3 protein-coding genes are annotated in these 21,171 nt (G+C 69.0%); all 3 read right to left on the bottom strand.

Annotation, left to right across the window (positions count from 1 at the left end):
* Positions 1-2: 2 nt before the first annotated feature.
* Genes ACPTTF_RS37270 through ACPTTF_RS37260 form a run of 3 tightly spaced genes read right to left on the bottom strand, consistent with a single transcriptional unit; the run spans position 3 to position 21,126 of the window.
* The gene (locus tag ACPTTF_RS37270; RefSeq protein ID WP_423372486.1) at positions 3-13,412 is read right to left on the bottom strand and encodes an amino acid adenylation domain-containing protein; all 13,410 of its coding nucleotides are present in this window, start codon (positions 13,410-13,412) and stop codon (positions 3-5) included.
* Entirely contained in the window at positions 13,409-16,732 is a 3,324-nt protein-coding gene (locus tag ACPTTF_RS37265; protein WP_423372485.1) for a type I polyketide synthase, read from the bottom strand. Before ACPTTF_RS37265 ends, ACPTTF_RS37270 begins: the two co-directional genes overlap by 4 nt.
* Positions 16,729-21,126, bottom strand: coding sequence for a beta-ketoacyl synthase N-terminal-like domain-containing protein (locus ACPTTF_RS37260; RefSeq protein WP_423372484.1), 4,398 nt, complete (start codon positions 21,124-21,126; stop codon positions 16,729-16,731). Before ACPTTF_RS37260 ends, ACPTTF_RS37265 begins: the two co-directional genes overlap by 4 nt.
* Positions 21,127-21,171: the final 45 nt, after the last annotated feature.

The raw sequence follows: 21,171 nt of genomic DNA, 5'->3' as shown, positions 1-21,171 counted from the left end.
CCTTAGAATGCGCTGAGTTCGACGGTCGGCTGACGGGTTTCGGCGTGCAGCGCACGGTGTCCCAAGGTCAGGTTCCGGATGCGAACGCCCGGATCGGCAAGCACTTCGCCGATGACGGACGTCAGCTCGTCGGCAAGGCCTTGCACCAGGGCCTCGCTGAACCGCCCCGCGTGATAGACGACGCTGATCGCGAGGCCCTCGGCGCGCGGCTCGGCCAGGAACCAGAAGTCCGTCGCGGCTTCCGTGTCCGCGCGTTGCGGATCGTGGTCCGGCTGCTCGGCAATGTGCACTTGTCCTGCGTAGCGATCGACGGCGCCCTCGCGCTGGTTCTGCAGCGTCAGGCCGATGTCGAAGAGCGGGTTGCGTCCCGCAACGCGTTTGATGTGCAGTTCGTCGAGCAGGCGATCCAGCGGATACAGCGGATGGGAGAACGCTTCGAGGGTGGTATCCCGCACCCGGGTCAGCAGCGTGTCGAAACGGTCGTCGCCGGCGACGCGATCGCGCAGCGCCAGTACGTTCAGGTAAGGGCCGACCTGCGACTCGAGTTCGGGCAGCTCGCGGCCCGCGACCGGCGTGCCGACGACGATGTCCTCCTGGCCGGAACGGCGGTAGAACAGTGCCTTGATGGCGGACAGCAGCGCGACGAACAAGGTCGCGCCGTGACGCTTGCCGAGCGCATCGAGCGCCGTCGTCGCGGCGGCGGGCAGTTCGAACCGCCAGGTTTTCCAGCTCGGTGCGGCCAGCTGCTCGACGTCGCCCGGCAGTGCCAGCGCGCGCAGGCCGCCGCCCAGCTTGGCCAGCCAGTAGTCCTTCATGCGGGCGCCGTCCGGCCCGGCGAGCAGGCGGTTCAACCAGCCGGCGTAATCCTTGTACTGGATCGAAAGGGCGGGCAGCGGATTGTGCCGGCGCTGGACGAACGCGTCATAGAGCTTCGACAGGTCGTCGAGCAGCACCTCCGTGGACCAACCGTCGCTCACGATGTGATGCATCGTGCAGAGGCAGATGTGCCGGACTTCGGACAACCTGAGCAGCTTGACGCGGAAGAGCGGGCCGGCGGCGAGATCCATCGGCGCGAGCCGTTCGCTCTCGTAGATCGAGATGGTCTGGGCGTCCCGGTCCTCGGCATCCTGCAGATTGACGACCTCGACCGGGAAGGCCGCTTCGCCGGGCGGCAGCACCTGCTGGACCGGCTGATTGCCTGCCAGCACGAAACGCGTGCGCAGGATCTCGTGACGTTCGCTCAGCGCGCGGAACGCACGCACGAGCGCATCCACGTCGAGCACGCCCTCGAACAGCAGGGACGTGGGCAGCGGCCCGCCGGCTTGCCCCGCATTGAGGCGATCCTGGACCCACAGCCGGGTCTGGGCGGGGGAGAGTTCGTAGTGCGTCTGCGCCGGCAGCGGCGTCACTGGCACGTAATCGATCGGCTGCGTATCGGCGATGCGCTTCGCGAGACCCGCAATGGTGGGGTGCGCGAACAGGCTGCGGATTTCCAGTTTCGCATGCAGATCGCGACGGATGCGCGCGACGACCTTCGTCGCGGACAGCGAATTGCCGCCCAGCTCGAAGAAATTGGCGGTCGTGCTGATGCGGGCCTGGCCGAGCACTTCCTGCCAGATGGCCGTCAACTGCGCTTCGAGCACGTTGGCGGGCGCAACGTGGGCCGGGCCGTCGCCGGGTTCGGTCAGCCTGGTGCGATCGAGCTTGCCGTTGGGCAGGGTCTCGAACGCGGTCACGACGACGAACGCCGACGGCACCATGTAATCCGGCAGCCGCTGCCGCAGATGGCCGCGGACCGCTTCGATCAGTTCGGCTTCGGGGTGCGACGCGCACAGCCATGCGACGAGTTTCGCGCCGTCGTCCACGCCGCGCAGCGCCACGACGGCGGCGTCGACCAGCGGGTGCGAGGTCAGTACCGCCTCGATCTCACCGGGTTCGATGCGCAGGCCGCGCAGCTTGATCTGATGATCGATACGGCCGAGGAACTCGATATTGCCGTCGGGGCGGTAACGCGCGAGATCTCCGGTACGGTAGAGGCGCGCCCGCGGGTCGGTCGAGAACGGGTCGGCGATGAACTTCTCGGCGCTCAGTTCCGGTTCGCCGTGGTAGCCGAGCCCCACCGGCGTGCCGCCGATCAGCAGTTCGCCCGCGACGCCGAGCGGCGTGGGCTGCATGTGCGCGTCCACGATATGAAGGCGAGCATTGGCGATGGGCCGGCCGATCGGGACGATGCGGTGCGGGTCGTCGCGCCGGCACTCCCATGCGCTCACGTCGACGGCGGCCTCGGTGGGGCCGTAGAGGTTGTACAGCCTGACGTCCAGGCGCTCGAGGCAGCGCTGCTGCAGGTCGTAGGGCAGCGCCTCGCCGCTGCACACGACGCGGCGCAGCGACGCGCAGTGCGCGTCCAGGTCCGGATGGTCGAGGAAGGCACGCAGCATCGACGGCACGAAGTGAATCGTGGTGATCTGTTCGCGCGCGATGAGTTCGGCCAGATAGTCGGTCTCGCGCTGTCCGCCGGGTCGGGCGAACACGAGGCGCGCGCCGGTGACGAGCGGCCAGAAGAACTCCCAGACCGAGACGTCGAAGCTGAACGGGGTCTTCTGCAGGACGGCGTCGTCGGCGTCGAGCGAGTAGGCGTGCTGCATCCAGAGGATGCGGTTGGTGATCGCGCGATGGGTGTTGAGCGCGCCCTTGGGCCGGCCGGTGGAACCGGACGTGTAGATCATGTAGGCGAGGTTGTCGCCGCTCAGATCAGGCTCGGGGTTGGCCACGGCGTCGGGATCGAGGTCGAGTTCGCTGGAATCGACGACGATCAGGGCAGCTTCGGTGTCGGGCAGCGCGTCGCGCAGATGTTGCTGGGTGAGGAGCCAGCGCAACTGCGCGTGCTCGATCATGAAGCGCACGCGCTCGGCGGGATAGTCGGGGTCGACGGGGACGTAGGCGCCGCCGGCCTTGAGGACGGCGAGCAGCGCGACGATCATGTCGAGCGAGCGTTCCATGGCGACGCCGACGAGGGCGTCGGGCCCGACACCGAGGGCGATGAGCCGGTGCGCGAGGCGGTTGGCGCGCACGTTGAGTTCGGCGTAGGTGAGCGTGTCGTCGTCATGGACGGCGGCGACGGCATCGGGCGTGCGCGCGACCTGCTGTTCGAACAGGCGGTGCAGCGGTTGCGCGGCGGCCTCGCCAAAATCTGTTTCGGTCCGGTTCCACTCGACGGTCAGCAGGTTCCGCTCCGCTTCGCTCGTCAACGGCAGCCGGGCAACGGCGGCCGACGCATCGTCCGCGAGACGCGTGAGCAGGGTCCGGTAGATCGCGAGGAAACGCTCCACGGTGCGCTCGTCGAACAGATCGGTGTTGTAGTCGCAATCGATCAGGAGTGCCTCCCCCGAGTCGAGGACGTTGACGTTCAAATCGAACGCGGTGTGGCGGATCAGCGGGGCGACCAGGTCGACCGTCAGGCCCGGCAGGCCGGGCAGCGCCGACACGGGCTCCAGATTGAAGACCGCCGATACCAGCGGGGCGGCGTTGAGATCGCGCTGCGCGCCGATTTCGCGGACCAGCTCGGCGAACGGATAGTCCTGGTGCTCGAGCGCGTCGAGCAGGTTCTGCCGGGTGCCGGCCAGGAAGCTGGCTACGGTGGCCTGCTCGGGCAGCGTGGAGCGCAGCGGCAGCAGATGCGTGCAGTAGCCGGCGAGGCGATCGCTGCCGGCCACGGAACGGCCGGTCACCGGGATGCCGGTGACAATCTCTTGCTGGCCGGCGATGCGGTGCAGGAACAGGTTGAAGCCGGCAAGCAGCACCATGTAGAGCGTGCAGCCGTTCTGACGGGCGGCGGTGCGCAGCGACGCGGCCGCTGCCGCGTCCAGGTGCAGCGACACGCGCTTGCCGTGAAACGTCTTCACCGCGGGCCGCGGGTAGTCCGCCGGAAGGTTCAACGGTTCGGCCTGGCGCTCGCACTGCGCGAGCCAGTACGCGCGATTCGCCTTCGTTTCCGGGCTGTGGCGCTGGCCGTCGAGCTCCTTCAGGTATTCGCGGAACTGGAGCGGCGCCGCGGCCGGCGCGGCGCCGGCATACGCCCGGGCCAGATCCTCGAGCAGGATGCCGAACGTCGAGCCGTCACAGATGATGTGATGGGCCGTCATCACCAGCAGGTGACGTTCGCTGTCCAGGCGCACGAGCGCGGCGCGAAAGAGCGGGCCGTTCACCAGGTCGAACGGCTCGCGGCTCTCCTGGTCCCGCCACGCGTCCTGGTCCGCGTCGATCAGCGGAATCCGGAGCGTCAGCGACGGATGCACGATCTGGCCCGACCCGTCCGGCGTCACCGTCGTGCGCAGCGCCTCGTGTCGATCGACCAGGCCCTGGACGGCGGCGCGCATCGCGGCTTCGTCGAGCCGGCCCTTCAGTTCGAGGGTGGTGTTGACGTTGTAGGCCAGCGAGCCGTCGGGATCGATTTCCGACAACACCCACAGCTGGCGTTGCGCTTCGCTCAGCGCGGCGACCGTGCCGTGCTTCGAGTGCGGCCGGATGAAGCCGCCGCGGCGCAGGTCGGCGACGCTGTCCTTCACCGCGCGGATGAACCGGTCGACATCGGCATCCGTATGCGCGGTGGAAAGGAAGCAGGTGCGCCATTCCCAGATGTAGATGCCCTTTTCGAGCATGTGATAGAAGAACAGGTCCAGGTTCTCGGTGAATTCGAAGCGGAACATCGAGCCGAACCACGTGACCTTGATCGGCGCCTCAGCCTCCACGAAGAACGCATTCAACGTGCCGGCGATTTGCGCGGTCCGTTCGTTGAGCGCTGCCTGCAGCGCCGGGCCTTCCTGTTCGATCTTCTCCAGCACGGCCAGCGCGGCCGCCATCGCCAGCGGGTACTGGCAGAACGTGCCGCCGAACGCGGTGCGGTCCGCGACCGGGAACGAGTGGTCGCCGTAGGTCCACATGCCGCCGTCGATGGCGTCCATGAAGCGGGTGGTGCCGGCGATGACGCCCAGCGGCAGGCCGCCGCCGATGATCTTGCCGTACGTCGCGAGATCGGCCCGGATGCCGAACATGGCCTGCGAGCCGCCCGGATGGACGCGGAAGCCGGTAATCATTTCGTCGAAGATCAGCGCGACACCGGCCTCTTCGGTGATGCGGCGCAGTTCCTTGAGGAACGCGACGGGCTGCAGGGACGGGTTGCGACTCTGCACGGGCTCGACCATCACGGCCGCGAGGGTCGACGCCATGCCGCGAATGGCCTCGAGCGCGGCGTCGCTGCCGTAGTCGAGCAGGATCATGTTCTCGACCGAGCCGAACGGCACGCCGGGAGCGATGGTTTCCGTGGCGCCTTCCGCGTTCGCCGCGGCGAGCGTGCCGTCGGCATGGCCGTGATACGAATGCGTGAACATCACGATCTTGTCGCGCCCCGTCACGGCGCGCGCGAGCCGCATCGCGGTCATGACCGCCTCGGTACCGGTGTTCGAGAACGCCACGCGATCGAGGCCGGTGACGCGGGCAAAGCGCGCGGCCACTTCGCCGACGAGGCTGGAGCGTGCGCCCAGTTCGAGCGGGCGTTGCCATTCGCGGCTGACCTGATGCTGGATGAAGTCCGGCGTGTGGCCGAACAGATGCACGCCGAAGCCCATCGTGAAATCGATGTACTCGTTGCCGTCGATGTCCCACAGCCGCGAACCGGCCGCGCGCTCGCCGACGATCGGATACAGCATTTCCTTGGTCGAAAAGCGGAAGCCGACCGTGGCCCGGCTGTCGGCCAGCACCGGGCGGGACGCCTGCACCGATTCCTTCGATTTCCGGGTGCGCGTCGTGTAGCGCACGATCAGCGCTTCGAGATGCTCCTGCTGTACGGCGGACAAGCCGCGCGCCCGCTGTTCGACCGGGCTGCCCCACGGCATCATCGGCTTGGGCGGCCGGTTGCCGGTCGCGGCCGCAGTTGCCGGCGCGGGCTTCGCCGCGGGCGTGGCGGCCGGCACCGCGATCGCGGCCTTGGCTGCGACGTTCGCAACGGTCGTGACGTTCGTGACGGCTTGCGCGGCGACCGTCGCCGGCCGGACGTCGGCGTGGTCGGTCAGCGATGTGCGCAGCAGATCCATCTGCTGGCTCATGACGCGCGACAGCAGCTGATTCTGCTCCCGCAACACGCGCTCGATCGCGGAGCCGCCTTCGGCCGCCACCCATTCCACCGGCGCGGCGGCGGTCGGCACAAGCCCCTGAGCGGACGGCGCGAGCGCCACCGTGGACGGCTCGACCACGGTCACGGCTACGGCCTCGGCCTCGGACGGCGCGGCTTCCGCCGGCAGGTTGTCCGCGATGTATTCGGCGAGCGCCTGCACCGTCGCCAGGTCTTCGAAGAAGCGGCGCATGGCCGTCTTCACGCCGTACTGTTTCTCGATGTGCCGGATGGCCTCGATCAGGATGATCGAGTCGGCGCCCATCTCCAGGAACGGCAGGTCGATGTTGATGGTGGCGGGATCGGCCTGGATCAATTCGCCGATCTTGCCGCGAAGCCATTCGAGAACCTCGCCGCTACGGTCGTGGGTCGGCGTTGCAGCGATGGGTGATGCGCTTGTCTGAGTCATGGACGTGTCCGCTTTCTGAAACCAGGTACGGCTGCGTTGGAAGGGATAGGACGGCAAGGCGACGCGCACGGGCGCGGGTGTTTCGGTTGCGGCCCAGGCGACATCGACGCCCCGGGCATAAAGGCTCGACAGCGTTTCGATCAGCGCCTGCTGCTCGACTTGCGGCCGCTGCATGGCCAGGAACTGGATCCCGGCATCCGGCGCGCAGCACGCGCGGGCCAGGTTGACGAGCACCGGCTTGGGACCGATTTCGACCAGCACGTTGAAACCGGCTTCGGCGAGGCGCTCGACGCTGCTCGCGAACTGCACCGGCTCCCGGCAGTGACGGCGCCAGTACGCGTCGGTGGGCGCCTCGTCCATCACGGCGCCCGTGAGATTCGAATAGAACGGGATGGCCGGGCGCGCGACGGGCACGGCTTGCGCCGCGGCCTGGAAGCTGTCCAGCATCGGCTCGAGCAGCGGCGAGTGAAACGCGTGCGACGTGTTGAGTGGCACGGACCGGATGCCCTGCGCGGCAAACGCGTCGACCAGCAGTGCGATGCGCTCGCGCTTGCCGGAAATCACGATGCTGGCCGGCCCGTTGACGGCAGCCACCGCGACCTCGTGCGGACAGGCTTCGATCGCGCGCTCGACCGTGGCGAGGTCGGTGAAAATTGCCGCCATCTCGCCGTCGCGGGGCAATGCCTGCATCAACCGGCCGCGTTCGGCGATCAGCCGCAGGCCGTCTTCCGGCGAGAAGACGCTGGCCGCGCAAGCCGCCGCGTACTCGCCGACGCTGTGCCCCATCACGGCGTCCGGCACCACGCCGAACGACGCCAGCAACGTGGTGAGCGCGTACTGCAGCGAGAACAGGGCCGGCTGGCTGTAGCCGGTCTGATGGATGTCCTCGGACGGCGCGGACAGCACCTCGAGCAACGGCTTGTCGAGCAGCGGATCGGCCACCGCGCGGCAGCGGTCGATGGCGTCGCGGAACACCGGATACGCGTCATACAGGCGGCGGCCCATGCCGGCGTATTGCGAGCCCTGACCGGTGAACAGGAACGCCATCTTCACGCGAGGGGCGGGCTGCGCCGCGCCTGCAGGTTCCTTGGCCTGGAAGGCGCGCAGCTTGTCGATGGCGTCCTCGACGGAGGTCACCGGCAGCGCCAGCCGGTGTGCGAAATGCGAGCGGCCGGCCGCCGCCGAAAACGCCACGGCCGCGATATCGAGACCCGGTTCGGCTTCGAGCCGCCGCTGATAGCGCCCGGCAAGCTCGCGCAATGCCGCGGGCGTCTTGCCCGACAGCACCAGCGCATGCACCTTGTGTCTCGACGGTGTCGCCCGTTGCGCCGGCACGGGGGCTTCTTCGAGTACCACGTGCGCATTGGTGCCGCTCGCGCCGAACGCGCTCACGCCGGCTCGCCGTGGCCGCTCGCCGCGCGGCCACGCGCTCGCCTCGGTACAGATCTCGACGGGCAGCGCGTCCCACTGCACCAGCGGGTTCGGGCGGCGCAGATGCAGGTGGGCCGGCAGGCGGTCGTGGTTCAGCGACAGCACGACCTTGATGACCCCCGCGATGCCGGCGGCGGATTCCGTGTGGCCGATGTTGGTCTTCACCGAGCCGACCCGCAGCCGCCGGCCCCCGTCACGGCCTTCGCCGAAAACCGTCGCGAGCGCCTGCACCTCGACGGGATCGCCGAGCGGGGTGCCGGTGCCATGCGCTTCCACGTAATCGATGGACGCGGCGGACAGCCCGCCCAGCGCCTGACGGATGACGGCTTCCTGCGCGCGGCCGTTCGGCGCGGTAAAGCCGCTCGATGCGCCATCGTGGTTGACGGCCGAACCACGCAGCACGGCCAGCACGCGATCGCCTGCGGCGAGCGCATCGGACAGGCGCTTGAGCACCAGCGCGCCGCAGCCTTCACTGCGCACGAAGCCGTCCGCCGCCGCGTCGAAGGTCTTGCAGCGGCCGTCCGGCGCCAGCGCCCGCGTGCGCGACACGGCGATGGAGTTGTCCGGCGACAGGATCAGGTTGACGCCGCCTGCGATCGCGAGATCGCATTCGCCGCTTCGCAGATTCTGGCTGGCGAGATGGATCGCGGTGAGCGACGACGAGCAGGCGGTGTCGATCGCCATGCTCGGTCCCTGCACGCCCAGTCCATAGGAGATGCGGCCGGCCGCCGTGTTGAGCGGATTGCCGGTGAAGAAATAGCCGTCGATGCCGCTGCCGTCGCCGTTGCGAAGCTGCAGGTTCGCGTAATCGTTGGTGGTGATGCCGACGAAGACGCCGGTCCGGCTGCCCTTGAGACCGTCGACGGGAATCCCGGCATGCTCCAGCGCTTCGTGACTGACTTCGAGCAACAGGCGCTGCTGCGGGTCCATCGCGGCCGCTTCGCGCGGCGTGATACGGAAGAAGGCCGGATCGAACTGGTCGACGTCGCCGAGGAAACCGCCGAAGCGGCAATACATGCGCCCCGGGGCTTCCGGATCGGGGTCGTAGTACGCGTCGACGTCCCAGCGCTCGCGCGGCACTTCGGAAATCGCATCCACGCCGTCGTTCAACAGCTGCCAGTAGGCGTCGAGGTCGTGCGCGGCGCCCGGAAAACGGCAACTCATGCCGACGATCGCGATCGGCTCCGGCGTGCCGGTCTCGCGGGCTGCAGCGGCCGCAGCGGTCGCCGCGACCGGCCGCGGCGGCACGACCTCCGTCGGCGTCGCGTGCGCGTCCGGCGTCGTGCCGGAAGACTGCTCCGCCAGGAAGTCGGCGAGGGCGTCGACGGTCGGATGATCGAACAGCAGCGCGACCGGCAACGGGATGCCCAGCGCCTGTTCGACGAGCGTGCGCACGTCCAGCGCCATCAGCGAATCCATGCCCATCTCGAAGAAGCCGAGGTTGCGATCCAGCGTCCCCGCTTCGTAGCCGAGCACCTGGGCCACCGCGCGGTCGATGCTGTCCGCCAGCAGACGCTTGCGCTCGCGCGGCGAGGCGTCGCGCCATGCCGGCATCGCCTGCGCGCCCGTGGGGGTGCCGGCCACCCGCACGCGGTCGAGGAAGGGGCGGGGCCCGCGCGCCTCGTACGAGGCCTGGAACAGCGCCAGGTCGAGATCGACGACCGCCGCCTGCGGCACGGCGGGGAGGTGATCCAGCAGGTCGAGCGCGCGATCCGCCGCCAGCGACCGGATGCCGACGCGCCGCAGCAGCGCTTCCGCTTCGGGGAACGTCATGCCGCCTTGTGCCCAGGGCCCCCAGTTCACGCTCAGGGCCGGCAGGCCCAGCGCGCGGCGATGATGCGCGAGCGCGTCGAGGAAGCGGTTCGCGGCACTGTAGTGCGCCTGGTCACGCGAGCCCCATGCGGATGCGATCGACGAAAACAGGATGAAGAAATCGAGCGGGAAGGGCGCGCTGTGTTGATGAATCAGCCACGCGCCGGCGACCTTGGGTTCCAGGACCGCGTCGAGTTCCGCGCGCTCGACCTGCACGATCGGCTTGTAGCCGACGATGCCGGCCGCATGCACGATGCCCCGCAGCGGCACGCCGTCGCGCCGCAGCGCGGCGAAGAAATCGGCGACCGCCACCGGATCCGCGATATCGAGGCGTTCGCAGCGCAGTGTCACATTGCGCTCGCGCAGCTCGGCAATCGCCTGCCGGCTCTCGTCGCTTGCCGCCCCTTGACGGCCGACCAGGATCAGCGTGCCCGCGCCGCGCGCCGCCAGCCATCGCGCGGTGTGCAGCCCGAGCGCACCGAACCCGCCGGTGATCAGGTAGGCCGCGTCCGGATCGACCCGCAGCGCGGCCGTGTCGGTTTGCGCGAGCGGGCTCAGGCGTGCGACATGGCGCACGTCGCGCCGCAACGCCACCTGTTCTTCGCGGTGCTCGCCGAGCAGTTCCTGAAGCAGCGCCTGCGTCTCGTCCGCCGGCGCGGCCGGATCGAGATCGATCGCCGTGCCGAACCATTCCGGATGCTCGATCATCGCACCGCGTGCCAGGCCCGACAGTGCAGCCTGTGCGAGCCCCGTGACGCGGGGTGCCTCGCCGGCTTCCACCGCGTCGCGCGTGACCACCGAGATCCTGGGCCCGATCGAAGACGCCCGCTCGCTGCCGGCCCGCGCGTGCACGAGATGCAGCAGCGCGGTGGACATGCGCGACGCGCCCACGGCTTCGTCCAGCGCCCATAAAAAGACGATGCGCTGCCCGGGCGCGGCCGTCTCGTTCAGCAAGCGCACGAAATGGTCCGGTTGCTCGGGCGCGACCTGCCAGCCCGCTTCCGCGCCGCCGCCATAGTCGCGGCCGGGGCGTACCAGCGCGCACGACGCGCCGTGCGCGCGCAGCAGCGCGGCGAGCCGTTCGCCGACACCGCTTTCGTCCGCGAAGATCAGCCACGGGGACGCGTCGGCGGCGAGCCGTGCCGCCGGCAACGCGGCCTGCTGCTCCCACATCACGTGATAGAGCGGGGGCGCGGCCGGGGCGGCGGTTTCGGCCGGGGCGAACGCGGTCCTGAGCAGTTCCGGAAAGACGTTCAGCACGTCTTCCGGGTACTTGCCGGACGACTTGAGATGCCGCAGCGCGGCGTCGATGCTGCCGGCATCCATGCCGACGACGGGCGACGGGATCTTCTCCAGGCTGAACCGCTGCCGCTCGAACGGATAGTTCGGCAACGTGGTGGCAGGCTGGGCCGGCGCCGGGAACAGCGCGTGCCAGTCGAACTGCCCGCCCTGCACGTACAGTGCCGCGAGTGCGTGCTCCAGTGTCTCGCCGGCGCAGGGCGGCGGCAGCCAGCCGTCGGCGAGCCCCTCCGGCACGTGCGGCGCGTCGGCCTGATCCGGCGCCCCGGCAAGCTGCAGCCAGTACTGCGGGTGCGTCACCTCGTCGGTCACCTCCGCGCCGAGACAGCCGGAAATCAGGCGGACCGATGGCCGTGCGAGCGGCATGTCCTGAAGCGCGGCGCGCAACGCGTCGGCATCCGGGCGGGCGGCCACGAGGCGCAGCGCGTCGGCCACGCTCACGACACCCGCCACGCAGGCCGCGACATATTCGCCGATGCCGTGTCCCGACACGACGGCCGGCCGGATGCCCCATCCCTTCCACAGTTCCGCCCACGCGAACTGGACCGCGAAGCGGCCCGCGTCGGTATCGAGTGCGTCCAGCGGCACCGCGCAACGGTCGAAGGCATCGCGAAACAGCGGTTCCGATGCGTGGAGCGCGCGCGCGACGCCAGTGTCCGGCACGCCGAACCGGGCGCCCAGGCGCAACGCCTTGCCCGTGCGCGCCACGGCCGCCGACGCGCTCCGCCCGCCCGACACATAGGCCGTGCGAAACGGATAGTGACTCCGTCCGGTGGCGGCTGCGCGGCAGATGGCGGCCTGCTCCTGCGGCGTCGCGCCGGCGATCGCGTGCTCGTAGCGTGATGCGAGCGCCGCCAGCGCCGCTTCGGATCTGGCCGACAGCAGCAGCAACTGGCGCTGCGCCGCGTGCGCCGGTGCGACCGGCGGTTCCTCGACGATCGCGTGCGCATTGGTGCCGCTGAATCCGAACGCGCTGACCCCGGCGATTCGCCGGCGTTCCCCGCGACGCCATGCGACCGGATCGGCCGCGACGCGGATCGGGATGTCCTGCCACGGCGTATGCGGATTGGGTCGCGTGAAGTGCAGGTGCGCCGGAATCCGGTCGTGCTCGAACGACAGCAGGACCTTGATCAGGCCGGCGATGCCGGACGCGGATTCGAGATGCCCGATATTGGTCTTGACCGACCCGATCACGAGCGGCTCGCTGGCCGTGCGGCCGGGACCGTAGACGCCCGCCAGCGCTTCGACCTCGATCGGGTCGCCGAGGGATGTCCCGGTCCCGTGGGCCTCGACATAGGAGACGTCGCCGGGCGCGAGGCCAGCCTGGTTCAGCGCACGGCGTATCACCCGTTCCTGCGAATCGCGGCTCGGCACGGTCAGCCCGCCGCCGCCGCCGCCCTGGTCGACCGCTGTGCCACGCACGATGCCGAGTACCCGGTCGCCGTCCGCGAGCGCGTCGGAGAGGCGCTTGAGCACCACCATGCCGCACCCTTCGCCGCGCACATAGCCGTCCGCCGACGCGTCGAAGGTCTTGCAGCGTCCGTCCGGCGACAGCATGCGCGCCTGCGAGAAACTGACCATGACCTCGGGCGACAGCATCAGGTTGACGCCGCCCGCGAGCGCCATGCCGGTTTCGCGCGAGCGCAGGCTTTCGCAGGCGAGGTGCAGGCAGACCAGCGACGACGAGCAGGCCGTATCGATCGCCATGCTCGGGCCGGTGAGGCCCAGCACGAACGACAGCCGGCCCGCGGCCATGTTCAGTGCGCTGCCCGTGCCGGCGTAGCTGCTCGACGGCATCGCCGCATTGGACACCTGGATCGCATGGTCGAAGCAGGTAATGCCGACGTACACGCCGGTGGCGGACTGCCGGAAGCGCTCGGGCGCGAGATGGGCGTTCTCGAGCGCCTCCCACGCCACTTCGAGCAGGAGCCGTTGCTGCGGATCGAGATAGGTCGCTTCGCGCGGCGCGATCCCGAAGAACGCCGCGTCGAACTGATCGACGCGTTCGAGAAACGCGCCGTGGCGGGTCGCCATCTTGCCGGGCGCGGACGGATCGGGGTCGTAATAGCGATCGATGTCCCAGCGTTCGCCCGGCACTTCGGTGACGGCGTCCCGCGCGTTGTCGAGCAATTGCCAGAACGCGTCCGGCGTATCGCTGCGGCCGGGGAAGCGGCAAGCCATGCCGATGATGGCGATCGGTTCGTTGCGGTCCGAGCGCAGCGCCGCGATTTCCGCGCGCCGCTGGCGCAGTTCGTCGAGTGCGGCTTTCAGTGCTTGCGTGGCCTTGGCGTTCATTGGGCGCCGATCTCCTGCGCGATCAGTTCGGAAAGGTCGTCCTCGTCGAGGTCGTCCGATGCTTCGTCGACGACAGGCGCGGGGAGCGACGGTGACAGTTCGCCGAGCACGTACCGGGCGAGCGCTTGCAGGTTCGGATAGGAAAAGAACAGCGTCGCGCGGAACGGCCTGCCGAACACCTTGGTGAGGCGGTCGGTCAGTTCGAGCGCAATCAGCGAATCCAGGCCGAGATCGAGCAGCGATTGCTCGGGCGCGATGGCGTCGGGGCCGGGCAGACGCAAGGTCTCGGCCAGCATCTTCGCGAGCGTGCCGGCGATGAGCTCGAGCCGCTCGCGCGGCGCGCACGCATGCAGCTGGCGCAGCAATGCCGTCTCCTGCTGCGCAGGCTGCGCGGCCGGTTGCGCCAGCTCGGAAAACAACGCCGACCCGGCAGCCGGCGCATCGACCCGGAACAGCGTCGGCCAGTCGATGCGCGCGACCCCGGACTGGGCAACGCCGGACGCCATCAGCCGTTCGAGGGTCGCGATGGCTAGTTCGGGCGACAGCGTGCCCACACCGAGCGCGCCCAGCTGTTCATGCGCGCGCCGTCCGTAGTCGGTGGCGGCGTGGCCGATCTCGGCCCACGGCCCCCAGTTGACGCTGAGCGCCGGTTTTCCCTGCGCGCGCCGATGCTGCGCCAGCGCGTCGAGGAAGCTGTTCGCCGCCGCGTAGTTGCTCTGGCCCGGCATGGTGATCAGCGCGGCCATCGACGAGAACAGCACGAAATGGTCGAGCGGCAGGTCGGCCGTCAGCTCGTGCAGATACCACGCGCCATCGGCCTTGCCGCTGCCGGCGCGATGGAAGAAGTCGTCGTCCTGACGGGCCAGCAGCGCATCGTCGAGTGCGCCGGCGAGGTGAAACACCCCCTTGAGCGGCGGCATCGAACGCGCGATTTCGTCGATCGCGTCCGCGACGTCCTCGCGACGCGACAGATCGGCGCGAATGAAGCGGGCGTCGAGCGTCTGCAGGATTTTTTCGGCGGCGGCGGAAGGCTCGCTGCGCCCGAGCAGCACGACCTTGCCGGCGCCGTTGCCGGCGAGCCAGGCCGCGAGCCGCAGGCCGAGCCCGCCGAGCCCGCCGGTCACCAGATAGGTCGCGTCAGGGTGGAACCTGACCGGCCGGTGGCTGACGAATTCGCGATTGTCGCGGGCGATGCGCGCGACGTGGCGCTGTCCACCGCGAAACGCGATCATGTCTTCACGGCCGCCGGCCAGCACCGCCTGCACGATGTGGGTCGCCGACGGCTGCGCGGGATCGAGGTCGATCAGGCCGCCCCACAGCGGCGCATGCTCCACTGCGATCGCCCGGCCCAACCCCCACAGCGGCGCCTGCGCCACGGCGGTCGATTCGCCATCCAGAACGTTCATCGCACCCGACGTCACCAGCCACAGACGCGCCTGCCGGGCCGACGGCGCGCGCGACGCAAGCGCCCTGACCAGCTGCAGCACGCTCGCGCTGGCGCGCCGTCTCGCGGCGATATCGGCGGGCGCGAGATCGAGACTCCACAGATGGATGACGCCCTTCAGCGGCCGGTCGAGCGCGGGCAGCGCCGCGCTCGCGTCGGCGAAGTGCAGCGCGCACGTATCGCCCGCGCTTTCCAGCAGGGCCGACAGTTGCGCGCCGACGCCACCACGGTCCGCGAGAATCAGCCACTCGCCCTGCGCCGAAGCGCCGGTTGCCGCTTCGACGCTCGACGGTCTCCAGACACGCTGATAGAGCAGGGCGGCGAAGTCGTGCCGCTCGACGGCTCGTCCGGCACGCACCTGCTGCAACCGCAGCGCATCGATCTCGATCAGCAGCCGGCCGGCGAGGTCGTGGACGCGGATATCGCCCTCCAGCGCATGTTGCCCGGTCGGCTTGCGCAGCGTCGCGTGACTCCACGCCTGCGCTGACGACGGCGGCTGATGAACCCGTACCGCACCGATCGAACTGGGCAGGTACAGGTCCCCGGCCTGCAGCGCGTCCGGATCGATGGCGGCCGCGAGCACGCGGCTGCACGCATCGAGAAACGCCGGGTGCACGTGGAATTGCGACGACGCCAGTGCGTCGGCCGGCAGGCTGATTTTCCCCAGCGCCTCACCGGTCGTGCGCCAGATCTGCCGGATCGCATCGAACACGCCGTCGATCTGCACGCCGTACTGCCGGATTTCGCCATTGAAGTCCGCGCCCGACGTCGTTTCGGTGCAGCGCGCCTGCACCTCGGCGGCATCGAATCTCGCCGGCTCGGCGCGCCGTTTGGGCGCGCACATTTCCCGCAGCCGGCGCAGGTGAGGAAGATTGCCCAGGATCAGCTCGACCGGCGGACCGAAATCGAGCAGGCACGCCACTTCGTCCACGCCGATCGACTCGAGGTCCCGCACCAGGTCGACGCAGGTTTCCGGCGTCCCGATGAGGCCGCGCGATTGCGCGAAGCGTTCATAGAGAAACTCGACGAACTCGTCCAGTTCGCGCGCGCCCATCGCGCGCACGTCCACCGACTGGCCACGGCTTTGCGCCAGCCCGTTCAGCAGTCCGATATTGCTGCGGATGTAGTTGCAGAACGGCGCACGCGCCTGCTCGCGCACCCGCGTCGCGTCGTCGCCGACGAACGTGTGCAGCATCACCGACACGGTGCCGGTCGCCGGATCGAAGCCATGCTTCGCGCGCGCCTCGCGGTAGAGGGCGATCTTGTGCGCGAGCTGGTCCCGGTCCTGGTCGAGCACGTGGGTCAGCAGGTTGGCGCCGACTTCGCCGGCGCGGACGAACGTCTGCGGATTGCCGGCGGCGGTCACCCAGACGGGCAGGTCCGGCTGCACCGGCGTCGGGTAGATGCGCAACTGCACCGGCTTGCCGACGCCATTGTTCGCATTCAGCGATCCGCCGCGCCACAGATTCCGGACGGTGCGCAGCGTCGTCAGCATGTCGTCCTGCCGGGTCGCGTATTTGTCAGGCGCGAGCACGAAGTCGTCCGGATTCCATCCGGAGGCGAACGACACGCCCACGCGACCGTTCGACAGGTTGTCCACCATGGACCACTCTTCCGCGATCCGGATCGGGTTGTGCAGCGCGGCGACCACGCTGCCCGCGACCAGTTGCACGCGTCCGGTGACCGCGGCGAGGGCGGCGTGCAGGACGGCGGGATTCGGGTACAGCGAGCCGAATTCGGTGAAATGGCGCTCCGGCACCCAGACGCTGGAGAACCCGTTCGCATCGGCGAAGCGCGCGCTCTCCATCACGAGCTGGTACTTGTTGCCGGACAGCGCCTCTTCACTGCTGGCGAAGAACATCAGGCCGAATTTCATGCGTGGCTCCGATCCGATTCGTGGATTTCGGCACTGGCGCAGATCTGCCATGTCGCGGCAGCGCTCGTGTCCTCGATCCGGTGATAGACGGCAAACGAAAACGGTCCCCAGGACTGGCGGCTCAGCACGGTCTGCACGGCGCGCGATCCATGCGGATGCAGCGGCAACGGCGCATGCAGTGCGAGGTCCTTCAGCGTGGTATGGCCGTCGGCGCCGATCTCCGCGGTGGCCGCCAGCGCCATTTCCACATAGGCGGAATAGGGCAGGACGGGCGGTCCCTTCACGCGATGACCGGCGAGAAAGGCGGTGTCCGGTGCGTCGAGACTCGACTCCCAGATCCACGTGCCGGGCAAATGCGCGTGCTGCGCCATGAGGCGCCCGAGCAACGGATGCCGAGGCGCGCGCGGGTTGAGCCAGAAGCCGCGACGCTCGAACGGATAGGTCGGCAGCGCGAGCCGGCGGTGCGGTGCGGGCTGCTCGACGGCGTGCCAGTTGACGGATGCGCCACGGACGTAGAGCTCGGCGAGCGTGTGCAGGATCGCGTCCCAGGCGGCCGCCTGCGCGCCGATCTCGATGACGATGCCATGGGTGCCCGCCGCAGCGCCGTCCGGGGCCTGCGGCACGTCCGCCAGCGAGGCCGCGGCGCGATGCCCGTCGCCGGTGCTGCTGACGGCGTCCGGCGTGATGCCGAAGGACATCCACAGTTGCGCGAGCGCGCGCTGGAATGCCGTGAAGCCGTCCTCGGCCGCGTCCGGTTGCTGCTGCATCAGCGCGCTGAAAGCGGGGCTCGCCGAGCGCAATTGCCGAACCGCATCGGCGCTGGCGCCGTCGTCTGCGGAAAAGTGAAACGTCACCGCGGGCGGTGTGTCGGCGGCCTCGCTGGCCGAAACGGCATGCAGCCGTGAACGCAACGCATCGAGACTCGATGCGACGATGGCCGCCCGCCGCGTGAAGTGGGTGCGCCCGGTGTTCGCCGTCGACGCGACCTCCCGCAAGCGGACCTCGGGATGGGTGTCGAAATACACCGTGTAGGACGCCGCCAGCGCTTGCAACGCTTCGGGCGTGCGCGCGGAGAGCGTCACGACGTGCGTCGCGGGCGCCGCCGGATCGTCTACGACCACGCCGGCGTGCGGCGCTTCGGACAGGATCATGTGCGCATTGGTGCCGCCGAAGCCGAACGAACTCACGCCGGCCAAACGCGGCCCGTGTTCCGGATGCCAGGGTATGACCTGCTGCGGAATGCGGAACGGCGTGTCGTCGAGCGCGATATGCGGATTGAGCGACCGGAAATGGAGGTTCGGCGGAATGGTGCGATGGTGCAGCGCCAGCGTGGTCTTGATCAGGCTCGCGATGCCTGCTGCCGATTCCAGGTGGCCGATGTTGGTCTTCACCGAACCGATCCAGCAGCGCGCTTCAGGTTGGCGCGATTCGCTCAGCACAGCCGTCAGCGCGTTCAGCTCGATGGGGTCGCCCAGCGGCGTGCCCGTTCCGTGCGCCTCGACGAAGCCGATGTCCCGCGGCCGCACGCCGGCATCGCGCAGCGCGCTGTGAATCACGGCCTGCTGAGCCGGGCCGTTCGGCGCGGTCAGGCCGTTGCTGCGCCCATCCTGGTTCACCGCCGAACCGCGGATCACCGCGAACACGGTGTCGCCGTTCGCGAGCGCATCGTCGAGACGCTTGAGCAGCACCATGCCCACGCCTTCTCCGCGCACATAGCCGTTGGCATCCGCGTCGAATGCCTTGCAGCGGCCATCCGGCGACAGCATGCCCGCTTGCGTGAAGGACGCGCTCAATTGCGGCGCCAGGATCAGGTTGACCCCGCCGGCAAGCGCCGCATCGCTCTCGCCGCGCTGCAGCGCGCGGCACGCGTGGTGAACCGCGACGAGCGACGACGAACACGCCGTGTCGACCGCCCAGCTCGGGCCGCGCAGATCGAGCGTGTAGGCAATGCGGTTGGCGGCGACGCTGAGCGCATTGCCGGTCGCGACATACGGGCCGACATCCGCGTCTTCTTCCTGCGCCAGCCGGACGTAGTCGGAATTGCTGATGCCGACGATGACCGCAGTGCGGCTGCCGGCGAGATGCCGGGGCACGATCCCCGCGTGCTCGAACGTCTCCCACGCCACCTCGAGAAGCAGGCGCTGCTGCGGGTCCATCGTTTCGGCCTCGCGGGCGCTGATGCCGAAGAATTCCGCATCGAACTGATCGACCTGGTCCAGCAATCCCGTGGTCGGAAGGCCGCCGGCGCGTGCGTTCGACGCGCCGACCGCGTCATGGCCCTCCAGCAGGCGCTGCCAGAATGCGTCGGGATGACTGGCGCCGGGGAAGCGGCATCCCATGCCGACGATGGCGATATCCGCGCGTGCGGCGGCAACGGGCGTGTCGTCCGACGCCGCATGCCCGGCGCCGCAGAAATGGCGCGCCAGCAGGGCAATGCTCGGGAAATCGTAGACGACCGTAGGAGAAACGGGCTGCCCGAGCCAGTCCTGCAACTCGCCCGAGAGCAGGATCGCGTCTTTCGAATCGAGCCCAAAGGTGCTGAACGGCGCGTCGGGGTCGAGCTTGCCGGGCGCGATGCCCGACAGATGCGCGACCCGCTCGATGCACCATTGCACCAGTTCCTGCGTGCCGCGCACCGCGGTGGCCGGGCGTGCGGCCTCCCGGGAGAGCGAACGCCGCCATTCGCCCGCGATCGCGAGCCCCTGTTCATCGAGGAAGGCTTGCCGGATTCGGCTGCGCTGGATTTTTCCGCTGGACGTGCGCAGGATCGTCGCCGGTTTCAACAGGATCGCCGCATACAGATCGACATCGTGCACTTCGGCGAGCTGGCGCCGGATCGCCGTGGCGACGGCTTCGGCGTTCAGCGTGTTGAGCGCCTCGCGGCGCACTTCAGCGGCGACGACGACCCGCTCCACGTTATCGACGTTGATCGAGAACGCCGCTGACGCGGCGGGCGCCAGCGCGGGGTGACTCGACTCGGCCGATTGTTCGAGATCCTGCGGGTAGTGATTGCGGCCCGCGACGATGATCAGGTCTTTCAGGCGGCCGGTGACGAAGAGGTGCTCGCCATCGACGAAGCCGAGATCGCCCGTGCGCAGGTAGCGCGCGTCATCGCCGTCCAGCCTCGCGCGGAAGGTGCGCTTCGTTTCCTCGGTGCGGTTCCAGTAGCCGACGCCGACGCTCGGGCCCGTCAACCAGATTTCTCCGATTCGGCCGGGCGGGCAGCGTTGACCGGTCTCCGGGTTCACGATCTGCAGGCGATGCCCCGCCCAGGCGCGGCCGCATGAGACCAGCGCGTGGCGCTTGCCGTGCGCGCTTCTCGTCGCCACGCCTTGCGCAAGATCGTCGGCGTCGAAGTCGGCCACGAGCGGCTGCGAGCGCGCCGGCTGGCCGGAGATGAACAAGGTCGCCTCGGCCATGCCGTAAACCGGGCGCATGGTTTCCGCGTGGAAGCCGCGCGATGCGAATGCACGCGAAAAACGCGCCACCGATTCCGCGCGCACCGGTTCCGCGCCGTTGAATGCCACCCGCCAGCTGCTCAGATCCAGCTGTTCGCCGGCTTCGTCCGAAATCTTGCGTGCGCACAGGTCGTACGCGAAATCCGGCGCCGCGCAATGCGTGCCGCGATACTTCGTGATGGCTTTCAGCCAGCGGTGCGGCTTCTGCACGAACGCCGCCGGCGCCATCAGCACCGACAGCACGCCGAGATAGATCGGCAACAGCACCTTCCCGAAGAAACCCATGTCGTGAAACACCGGGAGCCAGCTGACGAACACGGCCGACGCATCGGCATCGCTGGCTTCGGCGATGACCGCCATGTTGCTCAGGATGTTCGCATGACTGATCATCACGCCTTTGGGCGTACCGGTGGAGCCCGACGTGTACTGCAGCAGCGCCAGCGTCTGCGGCGTGATGTCCGGCGCGCGCCATTGCCCGGCCGGTGCGTCGAAGTCCTGATCGGTCGCCAGGATCCGCAGTTCCAGCGTGTCGGAATAACCGTCCGCGCGATGCGCGATGCCGCCGAGCGTGGCGGCGTCAGTCAGCGCGACAACCGGCCCGGCGTCGGCCACGATCGACTTGAGGCGATCGGCCGGGCGATTCCTGCGCGGTGGATAGGCAGGCACGCCGATCAGGCCGGCGTACAGGCATCCCACCCACGCGCAGATGAATTCCAGTCCGGGCGGATAGACCAGCAGGACACGATCGCCCTGTTGCGCAATCTCTTGCAGGCTGGCGGCGATGCCGCGCGCGCGCTTGTCCAGGTCGCCGTACGTGAGTCGGGCCAGTTCCGATTCGCCGTTATCGAGAAAAATGAACGCCGTCTTATCCGGTTCGATCTTGCCGCGAAACTGCAGTATTTCCGTAACAGTCCTGAATTTTGTATCGGGAAGCATACTCAACCTTCGTTGTCTGCCAAACGTTGATCTGAATGCACGTCA

The organism is Burkholderia crassaminum (assembly GCF_964265005.1).
In the GTDB taxonomy this organism is placed as follows: domain Bacteria; phylum Pseudomonadota; class Gammaproteobacteria; order Burkholderiales; family Burkholderiaceae; genus Burkholderia.
The sequence above is the reverse complement of the archived record's forward strand: the minus strand, read 5'-3'. Positions and strand labels throughout refer to the sequence as shown.